This window comes from Candidatus Nitrosocosmicus agrestis (assembly GCF_008389435.1).
In the GTDB taxonomy this organism is placed as follows: domain Archaea; phylum Thermoproteota; class Nitrososphaeria; order Nitrososphaerales; family Nitrososphaeraceae; genus Nitrosocosmicus; species Nitrosocosmicus agrestis.
The window spans coordinates 1-13,315 of sequence record NZ_VUYS01000006.1; the positions used below are offsets into that span (position 1 = coordinate 1).

Annotated in this window: 14 protein-coding genes; 7 read left to right on the plus strand and 7 right to left on the minus strand. The window is 35.0% G+C overall.

What is annotated here, in order from left to right; all coding sequences use genetic code 11:
- From F1Z66_RS04865 to F1Z66_RS04875, 3 genes are all read right to left on the minus strand, one after another.
- A partial coding sequence (locus tag F1Z66_RS04865; RefSeq protein ID WP_149862493.1) for a hypothetical protein occupies nucleotides 1-229 on the minus strand: 229 nt, incomplete at its 3' end.
- A 27-nt stretch (nucleotides 230-256) separates the two neighbouring features.
- Nucleotides 257-694 (minus strand): hypothetical protein, encoded by a 438-nt coding sequence (locus F1Z66_RS04870; protein ID WP_149862494.1) that lies wholly within the window; start codon nucleotides 692-694, stop codon nucleotides 257-259.
- Between the two features lie 49 nt (nucleotides 695-743).
- Nucleotides 744-1,811: a galactose-1-phosphate uridylyltransferase gene (locus F1Z66_RS04875; RefSeq protein WP_149862495.1), complete on the minus strand. Its 1,068-nt coding sequence runs from the start codon at nucleotides 1,809-1,811 to the stop codon at nucleotides 744-746.
- Between the two features lie 221 nt (nucleotides 1,812-2,032).
- Between F1Z66_RS04875 and prf1 the strand changes: the two genes are divergently transcribed.
- A complete protein-coding gene (gene prf1 / locus F1Z66_RS04880; protein ID WP_149862496.1) occupies nucleotides 2,033-3,310 on the plus strand; it encodes a peptide chain release factor aRF-1 in 1,278 nt (425 codons plus the stop codon).
- Between the two features lie 12 nt (nucleotides 3,311-3,322).
- Here the strand turns inward: prf1 and F1Z66_RS04885 are convergent, their stop codons facing one another.
- Entirely contained in the window at nucleotides 3,323-4,609 is a 1,287-nt protein-coding gene (locus tag F1Z66_RS04885; RefSeq protein WP_195907482.1) for an alkaline phosphatase family protein, read from the minus strand.
- A gap of 89 nt (nucleotides 4,610-4,698) precedes the next feature.
- Between F1Z66_RS04885 and F1Z66_RS04890 the strand changes: the two genes are divergently transcribed.
- Nucleotides 4,699-5,751 (plus strand): MBL fold metallo-hydrolase RNA specificity domain-containing protein, encoded by a 1,053-nt coding sequence (locus tag F1Z66_RS04890; RefSeq protein ID WP_201448641.1) that lies wholly within the window; start codon nucleotides 4,699-4,701, stop codon nucleotides 5,749-5,751.
- 13 nt (nucleotides 5,752-5,764) lie between these two features.
- Here the strand turns inward: F1Z66_RS04890 and F1Z66_RS04895 are convergent, their stop codons facing one another.
- Complete coding sequence (locus F1Z66_RS04895; protein WP_149862497.1) at nucleotides 5,765-6,844, minus strand: LLM class flavin-dependent oxidoreductase; 1,080 nt, start codon at nucleotides 6,842-6,844, stop codon at nucleotides 5,765-5,767.
- A gap of 208 nt (nucleotides 6,845-7,052) precedes the next feature.
- On the opposite strand from F1Z66_RS04895, the gene F1Z66_RS04900 reads away from it, so the two are divergent.
- On the plus strand, nucleotides 7,053-8,828 hold the full coding sequence (locus F1Z66_RS04900; RefSeq protein WP_149862498.1) for an SDR family NAD(P)-dependent oxidoreductase: 1,776 nt from the start codon (nucleotides 7,053-7,055) through the stop codon (nucleotides 8,826-8,828).
- A gap of 24 nt (nucleotides 8,829-8,852) precedes the next feature.
- Here F1Z66_RS04900 and F1Z66_RS15795 read toward each other — a convergent pair whose 3' ends face one another.
- Complete coding sequence (locus F1Z66_RS15795; RefSeq protein WP_195907487.1) at nucleotides 8,853-9,221, minus strand: hypothetical protein; 369 nt, start codon at nucleotides 9,219-9,221, stop codon at nucleotides 8,853-8,855.
- Between F1Z66_RS15795 and F1Z66_RS04910 the strand changes: the two genes are divergently transcribed.
- From F1Z66_RS04910 to F1Z66_RS04925, 4 genes are all read left to right on the plus strand, one after another.
- Entirely contained in the window at nucleotides 9,121-9,831 is a 711-nt protein-coding gene (locus F1Z66_RS04910) for a diphthine--ammonia ligase (protein ID WP_149862500.1), read from the plus strand. The genes F1Z66_RS15795 and F1Z66_RS04910 overlap by 101 nt on opposite strands.
- Entirely contained in the window at nucleotides 9,824-11,188 is a 1,365-nt protein-coding gene (locus F1Z66_RS04915; RefSeq protein WP_149862501.1) for a signal recognition particle receptor subunit alpha, read from the plus strand. The genes F1Z66_RS04910 and F1Z66_RS04915 overlap by 8 nt, the downstream gene beginning before the upstream one ends.
- Nucleotides 11,189-11,366: 178 nt before the next feature.
- Nucleotides 11,367-12,356, plus strand: a complete 990-nt coding sequence (locus F1Z66_RS04920; protein WP_149862502.1) for a hypothetical protein — start codon at nucleotides 11,367-11,369, stop codon at nucleotides 12,354-12,356.
- A gap of 11 nt (nucleotides 12,357-12,367) precedes the next feature.
- Nucleotides 12,368-13,054, plus strand: a complete 687-nt coding sequence (locus F1Z66_RS04925; RefSeq protein ID WP_149862503.1) for a hypothetical protein — start codon at nucleotides 12,368-12,370, stop codon at nucleotides 13,052-13,054.
- 53 nt (nucleotides 13,055-13,107) lie between these two features.
- Here F1Z66_RS04925 and F1Z66_RS04930 read toward each other — a convergent pair whose 3' ends face one another.
- Complete coding sequence (locus F1Z66_RS04930; RefSeq protein WP_149862504.1) at nucleotides 13,108-13,305, minus strand: 30S ribosomal protein S27ae; 198 nt, start codon at nucleotides 13,303-13,305, stop codon at nucleotides 13,108-13,110.
- Between the last annotated feature and the right edge of the window lie 10 nt (nucleotides 13,306-13,315).

Genomic DNA, 13,315 nt, shown 5'->3' on the forward strand with positions numbered 1-13,315 from the left:
CTATAAGGACTGGAGCTTGTTTATAAAAATCTGGTTTTGTCCCTATGACAATTGCCAAGACCTTATTAAAATTTGAATTTCTTGACAGCAAGGTATCCACATTGTTATTATAAACCTCAATAGGAAGAAACTTTGGGTCAATTACAATTTTTTCTACATCTCGAATTGGCGTTTGATGGGGCCCGTGTTGAATTTTCAAGTTTTTTTTATTTCCAATAAAACCATCCATTTTTGAAAATTTTCTCCTGCATGTATATTACTTGTGAAGGGTATCAACAGAACGAGATGAAACCCTTCTAAAGTTAAGGTATCCGATACCTAAAAGCAAAATACCAAAACCACTAAAAATCCAAGGAGAATTATAAATCCACCAGGGTAGTTCAACCTCATTAATCTTTGGTATCAAATTAGAAATGTAAATCATCCCAAATATTAGAATGATACCTGAAGTCAATACAAAAATTGTGGATAATTTAGATCCTTCAGATAACACTCTTAAAAAGAATGAGAGAGCGACCGCAGGGGCAAGAGATATAAAAATCACCTGTATATAAGCACTGGAGGGTTCAACAGTGGTACTTGGACCCGAACCATTTGGCCCAATCAAAAAATTAAAGAATCCAATTGAGGTAACTACAAATAAAAACACCAAACCAACAATTGCTATTGACAGCCATTCTCCAGACTTTAACATACCCTATAATTTAAAGATAAAAAATACTGTATTTTAATTTTGTTAAATTTTAAAGAACGCCAATTAACCGTGCTAGTTCCTTTCTAGTTGCATCTCCCAATAGTCGGGCCGAATCTTCGGGAGTCGGCATATTAACAAAAATACCAAACCCTCTTTCTAACCCGGACCAAGAAGTTACTAGAGGATAAATTTCCAAATGCCAATGAAGTTGCCTACTATTCTTCTTCTCTGGAGAGATATGGAATGCAATACTAAAATCTGCCTGTCCTAGGGTCTTATCCATCCCCCTTAATGACGAACAAACAACTAAAGCAAGATCTTTAATCTCCTTCTGGGTTACCTTGGAAAAAAATGTCGAATGTTTTCTAGGACATATCCAGAATTCATAATTGTAAGTCGGAGCCCAAGGTACTAGGGTTATAAATCCACTGGTGGAAAACAACTGTCGCGGTCCATTCGTTTCGTTTTCAATCATATCGCATGCCGGACAGCTTCCACTTTCATTCATAGATTGGTGAAAAGTTTTAGCTTCCTTTTCAATTATAGGTGGGATAGCAGAAAAAGTTGTTATATGAAAATGAGGGTGCCTTATTGATGTACCATTATCTAAACCCCTGCTTGCATAAATTGCAACATAGGTCACACCTCTTTGGCTATATAGCCATCTTACTCTATCCTGCAAAACTAGTAAAAGATTTGTCCATTCATCGACAGACAGTTCTGACAGAGCTACATCATGCTTTGGAGTTGGAACCACAATCAGATCATATCCACATGCAGGTTCTCTATAAAAAGGTCTATCAGAATATTTATGACTAGAGGTAGAGGAGACTATTGGATGCTTACATTCAAATACACGTATTGTCCAGTTTTCATTCTCATCTTCCGTAGTATCATATAATCTCTGCAATATTCCTTCCTTTACTACGAACGAAAGAACCAAGTTATCGCATTCTTTTGAAGAGTGTGGACAGTAGGGACAATTGATCGAGTCTGAGACAATATCGGATTGTTGTTTTTTGTGAACCATTTCAGGAAATTTATCAAATTGATCAATATTATTTGGTATGAGAACATACTTATCTGGAACATAATAGTCTTTTCGTAACTCCGACATTTTTTCTATCTAAAAAGTTCTGTATTTTGTTTTAATTAAATATTATGTATCCTTTTTTCCCAAAAGTTCGATTTCTGAGTATAATTAATTTATAAAAAGCACTGGTCATTTCTATAAAATCATGCTTTTGTAAATTATATTGAGAGATATTGTTGCTCATTGAATTATTAAACGATAAATGAATGGTCAAAAATTAAATTATGTAAACCCGAACTTCCATTATGCCTCAAGCTTCCGGAGAAGAAAAATGGGACTCGGTAAAAAAGTATAAACTTACAAAAATGCTTAATGATTTATCAAAAATTTCTGGACATGGAACCGAGCTTGTTAGTGTTTACATTCCCCCAAAAAGACCCATTCATGACGTGCTGGGACAGTTAAGAAACGAGGCAGGTACGGCTACAAATATCAAGTCGGATTTAACTAGGAATCATGTTCAGGACGCACTTAACAAGACGATGGAGCAACTTAAACTTTATAAAGAACCACCAGAGAACGGCTTAGTAATTTTTTGTGGGGCAATTCCAACCGGTAAGGGTATAGGCACAGAAAAAATTGAAATTTATACGATTGTGCCACCAAAGCCTGTTCAAATTAATTTGTATAGATGTGACGATCATTTTTGGATTGATCATATTAAAGAAATGCTAAAAGATGATAGAACAATTGCTATAATTTCAATCGATACACAAGAAGCTGGTTTAGGCATTTTAACTGGAGACAGATGGGAGACAGTTGAGACATTGACATCAGGAGTTTCAGGAAAGCATCGTCAAGGAGGACAATCTGCAAGGAGATTTGAGAGGCTTCGGGACAACGAACTGAATGAATACTATCACCGTGTTGCTGACTACGCTCAAAAAATCTTCATAGATCAGTATACGGTAAAGGGTCTTATTGTTGGTGGACCCGGGCCCACTAAAGACACTTTTTTACGAGAAGAATATCTCGACTATAGGCTTCAGAATAATGTAATTGCCACGCTGGATACCTCTTATTCTGGTGATGAAGGGGTTAGAGAGATCATAGAAAAGGTTAACGATCAGGGTATAATGACAGAATTTAGGTCGCTTGAAGAAAAGAAAATTGTAAAAAAATTCATGAGTGAGATTTTTTCGGGGAAGGGACTTGGAGTATATGGCTTAAATGATGTGGTAAATTACCTGAAATCTGGTATTACTGACTCCATTATCGTAACAGATAACGTAGATTTAGTCTTTTTAGAAGTTGCTTGCAACAAGTGCAACAATAAATTTGAGAGAATTGTTGAGCGCGATCAACTCGTAGACTTGAAACAATCCATTTTATCAACTCCTTGCAAAAATTGTAATGGAATTGATTTTTCTATTAACGAAAAAGATTTTATTGACTTTCTTGAAGAATATGCTTCATTATCTGGAACTAAGTTAGATATCATTTCTTCAAAGACTGAAGAGGGAGCACAGATTGAGAGTCTTGGAAAGATAGGCGCACTCTTGAGATTTAAACCCATGTCTTAATAGAATAGTTACCTAATTTTTGTTCAAAATTTCTAGTGCCTTTTCAATAACCTGAAAGCCATAAATTTTGCCTATTGAGCCTTTCGAAGCATCCTTTTCTGTGAATCTTGATGTACCATCTTTTTGTGAATCAAGTCCTGAAACGACTAACGGAACAGGATCATCAGTATGAGCCTTTCTTATACAAGGCGTAGAATGATCTCCAGATATCACAAACCCTACATTATAGCCCACTGATTTTAAGACTAATTCTTCATATAATTTCCTGAAAAAATGATAATCAATTTCTTCAATATTCTTTTTCTTTCCCTTAGCATCTCCGTCATGCCCAAACTCGTCGGGTCCCTTAATGTGAACATAAACTACATCATGATTTTCAAGAATGTTGATTAAATTTCTCGCCTTTAATTCGTAATTGCTTGGGCTGCCAGCCTCATAAGACTTCATACCTACAATCTTTGAAATCCCTATCTCAACGGGCATATCAACTAAGGAGGCAAAATTCAATCCATATTTCTCATTTATATTATTGACTTTGGGATATCTATTGCCCGAATCCCGCATCAATATGCAATTTATAGGCAAAAGTCCTTTGTTCTTTCTCTCAATATTAACTTCACAGTTATCCAGAATGCTAATCACTTGATTGGAAAATTCGTTAACAATCATTGAGGATTCTTCAGAGAGATCGTCTTTATATAGAGAAGGTGCGACAAAAATGTCTTTGTTACTTGTGTCTAATGCTATACCTATACCATTTACCTTGTCATATGCTGGATCAGTATTTGTTATATTTTGTCCTAGTTTTGCGCCATTTTTCCTAAACCGGAGAACTACTCTGTGTCCTATTGTAGGTTCAACATCAAATTTGATTCCAGGTAACTTCAAGCTTTGGCGTATCAGATCGCATACTTTTTTTGATTCTTCCTTGGTAATAACTCGGCCAGCTCTCCTATCGATTATTTTCTTACTTGTAGGATCGATTGTAGCAAAATTACCCCTCAAGGCTAAATCACCCTCTAAAAAATCAATTCCGCAGCCAATACATTCGACCACACCTCGACCAAAGTATTCGACATCCTGAAAATTGTAACCTAACATATTAAAAACCGCTATATCAGATTGAGGGGCGATACCATCACCGACGCTTATAACTTGACCTGAGACCCCCTCATTAGAAATTTTGTCTATAAAAGGTGTATATGCAGCCTCGAGCGGGGTCAATCCATCTAAATCTGGGTGAGGCAAATCCCCAATCCCGTCTAGTAATATGTACACTATCTTAGGCTTGTTCAACATTATTTTTTTTTATTCATCAAATTTATTCCTAATGTCTATGATAATTCAAATCCCAGGAAATAAATAGTAATTTATCTCAGATTAGGACATTGCGGTATCAAGTTTCTCTTGACAGTAGGAATCAAATATTCATTAAAGCGAGTCAAATCAAAGTATTATTAGATCCAAAATATTTAGATTCAAAAAGCATAGCTTTTGTTTCACATGCTCATAGTGATCACTTGATTAGCAAGAGCAGTCTGAAGAAATTGACCATTGAAAATCGGGTAATTTGCTCAGCTGAAACTAATGAAATAGCTAAAGTACGAGGCCACAATTTGGGAGAAACTATTGCAGGTCATCCTGAACTTCAGTTCATTAATACGGGTCATATTTTGGGGTCACGAGGACTACTCATCGAAAATGAAATATTTTATACTGGTGATATTGCGATGCGCGATCGAGGATTCTTAAAAAAAACAAAAATCCCTAAAGTAGATACCTTAATCATAGAATCCACATTTGGAAAAAGAGAATATATTTTTCCACCATTGCAAAAAGTTGTCCATCAAGTTAATTCTATTTTGTCCGAACTATATGATAGAGGAGTGCCTGTAATACTTATGGGATATTCCTTGGGAAAAGCACAAACCTTAGTGTCATTGTTTGGATTTTGGAAACCGTTATTTGTCCATGACGAGATATTTAAGTTTAACAAGATCCACAGGCAATTCGGTATAGACTTAGAGCCAGATATTTCATTATCACATGCATTAGAAAATGGACTTTTAAATAGAAAACCATGGGTTTTGATTTATCCACTAACTACCCCTAGAAACTCAGTTCTCCAAACATTGAAGAAAAAGTATGGAGCAGTGACAATAGGATTTAGCGGATGGGGAATAAATAAGGGCTATAAAACAATGATGAACCTAGATTATGTAATCCCTTTTAGTGATCATTGTGATTATAACGAATTGCTTGAAGTAGTTAGAAAATGCAATCCTAGGAAAATTTTTACCTTTCATGGATTCGTGGAAGAATTTTCAAAAGAATTAGTACGTTTAGGGTACGATGCGGAACCCATAACAAGGATCCATTCGTCTCAAAAAAGAAGTATTGCAGTAAATATGAGAAAAAATATGCTAGACAGATATTTCTAAAAAATATAAAGGATTATTTTTGTAGGCTATTAAAATAAGGAGCAACTTTGTTTCCAAAAGTTTCAATATTCCTGTACAAACCATCTCCCCAGAACCTAATAATAAAGTGATTTGTTCCTGCCTTGATAAATCGCTCTAGCATTTCAATCACGTCATCTGGACTCCCTACTCCTATGGCAGTGCGGGCTACATCGTCTGGTATCTGAGTGGAGGCTTTTTTCATTTGTTCCATTAATTCTGGCTTGTTCATAGCATATTCTGTAAAGTACTTTCTAAAGTCAAATTCAGAATCTTGTTGTATATTATGAACTTTAAGTAATTCGGGTTTATATAAGCTAACCTTGACTGCATTTTTCATCTTTTCCCATGCCGTCTCACCATCATCGGTAAAATATACATCAACATCGTTGGCAAATTCGAAATTTGATATGTCTCTGCCAAGTCTCTTGGCATGATCTTTAATAACATTCGCATGGCTTTCAAACAATGCAGGAGTGTAACCAATTGGGATCCATCCATCACCATATGTAGCACATAACTCCAAGGTCTTTGGGGCTCCGGCAGCAATATAAACAGGGGGACGAGGTTTTCTTATGGGTTTTGCCTGCAAACATGCTTCGATTAATTTATAGTACTTACCATCATAATTTACACGATTGTCTGGACTTGAATCAAATAACTTTTCAATTACTTCAAGTTGTTCTCTAAATTTGGTAACTGGTTTGCTAAACTCAATTCCAAAATCAACAACGTTCTGAGCTTCACCTGCACCAATCCCTAGTATACCTCTTCCATTTGTTATCCTATCTAAAGTCACGGTAGAAAGGGCTACCGTAGATGGATGACGTCTAATTGCATCTGTGACACAGGTTCCCAATTCTACTTTGTTTGTCACTGCTCCAATAGCTGTCAATATCAACCATGCATCGTTGACCACCGCATTCTTCCACTGGGGGACATTGGTGTGATCCATTGCCCAGACAGAGTCAAAATTTGTCCTATCTGCGATTTGTGCTGCGGTAATTACTTGAGTTTCATCTAATCCTAACCTTGCTACGTTTAATCCAAAAGTTAGTCCGAATTTAATCTTCACTTGGAGAATTCCTCCAACACTACAAATTCTTTTATTAATCCATAATCGCCCATTTCTATACTATCTGTGAAATAGTTCTTTATTTTAAAGTTTTATCATTCTGGTAGAAATGTAACTTGTTTTTCTGAAACGATTGACTAAAATCGCAAATATTATCTAATCCAATAAACAATTATTAATAGATATTAACGTTCAATCTAATTATAATATGGTTAATAAGAATAAAACAGTACTTGTTACTGGCAGTGGTACAGGGATTGGCCAAGCAGTAGCGAGAAGATTTGCTAAATCAGGATACAATATCATCATCCTAGGTAGAAGAAAGGAACCGTTAATTGAAGCATCAGATATTCTTAACCAAATAATATCTCAATCCAAATTTGACACAAGAGTAAAATATTATCCAGGCGTGGATGTGTCAGATTTAAGTGGACTCATTAAAATGTATGACCAAATTCAAAAGGAATTTGGAAAAATAGATGTTATAGTCAATAACGCTGGTGTCTCTGGACCAGTAAAAATTTTTACTAATTCAGAATTTAATGATTTTAAGGATTGTGTATCTATTCATCTAGGAGGTACATTCTGGACAAGTATGAAAGGCCTCAATGTTTTGGAAGGATCAGGTAAGATCATTACAATTTCCACATTCTTTACTGAGGAAAATAAATACGAACAGAGACCATATCGTTTTAGAACTCCGTATACAGCCGCACAAGGAGCTAAAAACAGGCTTGCTGAGTGCCTTGCGTGGGAACTAGTAGAAAGAGGCATCCATTCGGTGGCCACAAATCCAGGTCCAGTACATTCGGATAGAATTTACAAAACAGTATATCCGAAGGCTGCAGCCGAATTTTTAAGAATTGGAGGTTTTCCAGGTCTAACTAATAAGCAAATTGAGGAAATCTCAACAGCATTATTGCCATTTTTAGGGGACGATGAACAAATTATTGAAACAGAGACACAAAAGATTGCAGGGAAACTTCTACCAATTGAAGATTCTATGAATTCTTCTCAACTGCGAGATCTTTCTAAAGATCTTTTGAAGAAGATTCAAGAAATAGCCGAAAAAGTCCAGAACAACACCAAGAAGATGATAGTGGATAATGAATTTTTATCACAAGAGGATGTTGCCGAAATGGTCTTTAATTTGGCCGACGAAAAAATAGGAAAAATGTTAAATGGCAAGATAATTCCTAATGACAGAGTATTTTATCCAGTAAAACCAATAGTCGAAAGGAAGATTAACTTTGACTCATCTAGTAACCTTGCAAATAAAGTCATTTTATTGACTTCTACAACTACAGATATGTCAGAACTAGAAATGCTGAAAGAGTTGGCTTCCGAAATTGTCAACGAAAAACCAAAGCAGTTGATCATATTAACAAACCAAAATGAAATTACTAAAGAATCAAATAACTTGTTTACTAATTTTCACCATCATTCAATAGATCTTGGAAGCGAAGATGCGGTTAAAAGAATATTTAACGTTATAGCTTCAAAATACGGCAGAATCGATTCAACAATCCATTTTACTGGAAGTTACGATTATGACCAGTCATTTTTGAAACTAAATCCAGCTCAATGGGACAAGTTGGTTCAAAATTACATTCTTATCCCACACTTGATCACAAGAGAATCAGTCCTCTCCATGGCTACAAGGGAGGCAATCGATGATCCTTCTTTATTCAAAGTTGCAACTGGTAACATTTTGATTGTAGGTCCTAATGCTCCTGAAGGCAAAAAAATATCTGGCCTTGTAAGAGCAAGGTCTGAGGTATTCAGGGGTGCACTTAGACCATATGTGACAACAGCTAATCAAGAATTACACGATGTTTTGAATTCAAAAATAAACTTGACCTTAATACTTCAAGGAAATACGAGCGGTGACTCACCCCAAAATTCAAAATTGAAGCGAACGTTAATTGAATTGTCATCCCAAAATAAGTCTCTAAATAATTTAATTCATTATTTAGATGAATAATACTGCTCTATAATTAAATGGAAATTAGTGATGATGTTCGGATTGATGCAAGTTATGTTTCTTTTCGTATGACATTGTCCATACTCCAACTCCAATTGTGGCGGCGCCGATGGCCATTATTAGATAATCAACTATGAATATGGTAGCCCATACAGAATTAAACATACCAGCTATAAAAAACAAGAGCCCAAGAATGAATACGGACAAACCCGCAATTATTTCCGAATTAATCATTTTGTTAATTCCAAGGTGTTTTCTACTATAAATACTATTAGATTTCCCTATCAGGTTGATGTTTGACTTGAGATTTGCAGGTTTGTTCTCAGGAGGGAAAGATAGTGTAAGTTCGATTTTGAGATCTGTGAGACAGGGGCACGAATTGAGATGTGTCATAATAATTCATCCCAAAGATGATGAAAGTTTGTTGTATCACTATCCTAACCACCACATTTTAGCAAAAGTTGCAGGAGCTATAGGAGTCCCTATTATTGAAATTAAATGTGAAAAAAATGATAAAGAATCAGAAGTTGATAACCTATACAACGGTATAAACCAAGCTATTAACCAGTTCCAGGTTAAAGGACTATGTCATGGATGTATTCATAGTGAGTTTCAAATGAATATTTTTAGGAAAGTAGTGGAAAAATTCAATTTGAAATTGCTATCACCTCTCTGGAAAATAGACACAGAAATTTATTATAATACTCTTTTTAAAGATAATTTTGAAATTATTTTAACTCGAGTTGCAGCGAATGGACTTGATAAAACATGGCTTGGAAAAACTATCACTCCCATTACGTTGAGGGATTTAAGAAATTTAAGTAACAAATTTGGATTTAATTTAGACTTTGAAGGCGGAGAAGCTGAAACTCTGGTAATGAGTTGTCCTTTATATAAGAAGAGGATAGTTACAAAAGCTTCAAAAAGTCAGTGGGATGGTATTAGGGGAATCTTTGAAATATCAGATGTTGAATTAATAGAAATTAAGAGATCAAATGCTTGACAGTTTAAAGGATAATCTTCGTGTAGCCCTAAAAAAAATAGTAGGTGCTTCAGACATCAATGAAGAGTTAATAAACGAATTATGCAAAGACTTGCAACGCGCTCTATTAGCTGCTGATGTAAATGTGAAGCTTGTTTTAGAAATTACGAATAATTTAAAGCGAAGATCCATGTCGGAGTCCCCTCCAAAGGGTTTGTCAAAGAAAGATCATATTATAACTATCCTGTATGGCGAACTCTCCGCTCTTTTAGGTTACAGTGGAGAAGTTATCAAAACTATAGACAGAAAGAAATCGGAAGATACCTTGATAAACTTTGATTCTGAAAAAAAGAACACAATACTAATGCTTGGAATACAAGGTAGTGGTAAAACTACAGTTGTTGCAAAACTTGCAAGATGGTTGTCCAAACGTGGGTATAGAGTAGGAGTAATAGGCGCCGATACTTGGAGGCCTGGAGCATTAACCCAATTAAAAATGAATTGCAGTAAAATGAATGTCCAAGTTTATGGCGAAGAGGGGAATAAGAATGCGGTTGACATAGTACAAGATGGGTTAAAATTTTTTGACAGTCAACCTGTGGATATTATCATTATAGATACAGCAGGGAGACATAAAGCTGAGCAGGACCTGTTAAATGAAATGAAATCGATGTATTCAGTGGTTTCACCAGATCAAGTTTTTTTAGTAATTGACGGTACCATTGGTCAACAGGCTTATAATCAGGCTAAAATATTTCATGAAAATGCAAGAGTCAGTGGGATAATTATAACTAAGTTAGACGGAACTGCGAAAGGCGGAGGTGCTATTGCCGCTTCTGCCGCGACAGGAGCAAAAGTTCTATTTATAGGAACTGGAGAGAGAGTAGACGATTTGGAGCAATTTTCACCAACCAGTTTTGTTGGTAGGCTACTAGGGATGGGAGACATAAAAGCTCTCCTAGAAATGGCAAGAAATCTTGAAATACAATCTGACGAAAATCAGGCTAAACGTTTAATGAGTGGTAAAATGACAATCGAGGATTTTTACTCACAAATGGAAAATATGGGTAAAATGGGTTTCCGAAATGTTATCGAAAATTTACCTGGGCTTTCAGGTGTTGTAAAAGACGATCATTTAGATGTGCTTCAGCAAAAGATGGAAAAATGGAGATTTATAATCCAGTCATTTAGTGTTGAGGAAAAGAAAAATCCAGACATAATTAATGAATCCAGAAGGAAAAGGATTGCAAGAGGTTCCGGAGTTATGGAACATGATGTTAAAGATTTGATAAAGCAGTATAATAATTCCAAGACTATGATGAAACAAGCAAAAGGTCGCCAAATGCAAGGTCTTTTGAGAAGATTCGGATTAGGATAAATAGTGAGACACAAGGGAGGAAACGGCTTTAACACAGAGGGAAAATGTTCAAAGTATTAAATTTAATTTATGCACTTCATGTTACCGAAGAAATTTCGATATAACTTGCAAAGAGCGAATTAAGTTTGGTGCGTCCATTATTGCTGTAAAAAGTAGTGATACCAAATGCTTTGTGTGTATGGATTTTTTTTTAAACACTTTCCCATCAATCATATCAAAAGTTGCTAATGAGATCACAAACTTTGGAAATTACATCAAAACTATCGATATAGGTACAAAACTACCATACAAAATTATTGAAAATGAAGATTACATTAGATCATTATTCCATATCAAAGGTAAATTGAGTATAAAAGGTCAAATTAATTGTGACATTAGGGATACTATTAGTTCTAACTTTGGAATTGATATAAACCATTCAGAACCTGACTGCAAATTTGAAATCACAATTGACAAGAATTTTCAATTTTCAATTGCGACTATTTTCAAAGAGCAGTTATTCCTAGGTAGATATAAAAAATTAAAAAGAGGAATATCTCAGAGATCACCCACTAATATTAAATATTCAAAGAATGAACAAACAAATGTTGAATGCAATTCTTGTGAAGATTCTGTTGAATTATTCATAAGAGAAATATTAGGTTCAGATTATGATGTAGAAAAAACCAAGATAATTTGGACGGGCAGCGAAGACAAAAACAGTCTTGTAATGGGAAATGGTCGACCATTTTTAATAAAGGTAAAAATGTGTCAGAATGTTGATACCAACAAGATATACCAAAAAAATGGAATGGAAATTTCGTTTGAAGATTTTCAATCAGACCTTACAAATAAATGGAAAACATATCGTCAAGTAGTCGACCTGCTAGTGCTAATTGAAGGTGTGATAGATGACAATATTGATTTGAACCAATTCATAGCGAAATTTGTAGGTGAGGTTCGATTCAAGACGAACAATAGGCCAATAACCAAAAGAATTTACGATTCTAGGCTCATGGGTGTTAAGTCTTGCAACCAGTTTGAAATTCGTTTAGTTTTAGACAATGGGATACCTATAAAACAGCTAGTTGGAGGACAAACCCCTATTCAACCTAGTCTTACTCATCACCTCAATGTCACATGCGAATGTATATATTTTGACATAGTTGATGTACTCCAAAGCAATTAGAATAGATTGGCATGAGAACTATACACCCATTAGCACTAATTTACAAGTCATATACAGAAGGAATTTTAGATTCAAAAACCTATAAACAAATCATAAAGAGGGTAGAAATCGTTAATGACGCAGTGAATAGGATTGAATATGTGACGACTGTCAAATTTCCTGATTTTATTATAGAGCCAAGCTTAATTATAGGTTCATCCGATGTCGAGTTTGGGCAACATGCGATCCTGTATGCAAGAACAATACCATATCCCACAGAGACAAACAAAATTAAAATAATAATCCAATTGTGTGCACCTTTGATCCTTTATGGACTAAAGGGAACCATTCATGCTGTCATGGCACATGAATTTTTGCATTATTTAAATTTGGTAAAAAACATTTTGGAAATGAACATAAATTCAGATACAATTACTGTTACTTCATTTGAAACGTCATTTGTTGATGATGAAAAGACATTAAATGCCAAAAGTGTCTATAAAGGCGACAGATCCTTAGTCAGGATGCTTGACTCAAAATTTGCTAATGGACTGAATGACACTAAACTAGATACAAAAACTCAAAAGATGTGGATTAGCAAAAATAAATCAATCCAAAGTATTCAACTATCTAAAAACTACACAAAGCTACCCATTGAAGCTTTTTTTAATACAAAATTTGATGACCACTTAATCGCGATGGTACAAAAATGGAATTAAAGACCCTGGTTATTGCAAATTCTATGATATTCACCAATTTATTTGATTTACTATCAAGATTTTGATTTTTTAGATTGATCCTTTTGAAATTCGGTATAACTGCATTTTCCGCACGTAAATCGATCTTTATGTTCTGCCATGAATACACCTTTCCCGCATCTGGGACATTCCCTTTTTTTTCTCTCAATTTTATCACCAGTAATATCATAAAATTTCGGAATAGTTAATTTTGATTTTGATTCTTTACTCATCTTGAATTAA

Excerpts from the sequence above, each read along its gene's own strand:
- F1Z66_RS04930 (WP_149862504.1), bottom strand. The coding sequence starts at position 13,305 with ATGAGTAAAGAATCAAAATCAAAATTAACTATTCCGAAATTTTATGAT.
- F1Z66_RS04915 (WP_149862501.1), top strand. The coding sequence starts at position 9,824 with ATGCTTGACAGTTTAAAGGATAATCTTCGTGTAGCCCTAAAAAAAATA.
- prf1 (WP_149862496.1), top strand. The coding sequence starts at position 2,033 with ATGCCTCAAGCTTCCGGAGAAGAAAAATGGGACTCGGTAAAAAAGTAT.
- F1Z66_RS04900 (WP_149862498.1), top strand. The coding sequence starts at position 7,053 with ATGGTTAATAAGAATAAAACAGTACTTGTTACTGGCAGTGGTACAGGG.
- F1Z66_RS04870 (WP_149862494.1), bottom strand. The coding sequence starts at position 694 with ATGTTAAAGTCTGGAGAATGGCTGTCAATAGCAATTGTTGGTTTGGTG.
- F1Z66_RS15795 (WP_195907487.1), bottom strand. The coding sequence starts at position 9,221 with ATGACACATCTCAATTCGTGCCCCTGTCTCACAGATCTCAAAATCGAA.
- F1Z66_RS04885 (WP_195907482.1), bottom strand. The coding sequence starts at position 4,609 with ATGTTGAACAAGCCTAAGATAGTGTACATATTACTAGACGGGATTGGG.
- F1Z66_RS04920 (WP_149862502.1), top strand. The coding sequence starts at position 11,367 with ATGGATTTTTTTTTAAACACTTTCCCATCAATCATATCAAAAGTTGCT.
- F1Z66_RS04910 (WP_149862500.1), top strand. The coding sequence starts at position 9,121 with ATGTTTGACTTGAGATTTGCAGGTTTGTTCTCAGGAGGGAAAGATAGT.
- F1Z66_RS04925 (WP_149862503.1), top strand. The coding sequence starts at position 12,368 with ATGAGAACTATACACCCATTAGCACTAATTTACAAGTCATATACAGAA.
- F1Z66_RS04875 (WP_149862495.1), bottom strand. The coding sequence starts at position 1,811 with ATGTCGGAGTTACGAAAAGACTATTATGTTCCAGATAAGTATGTTCTC.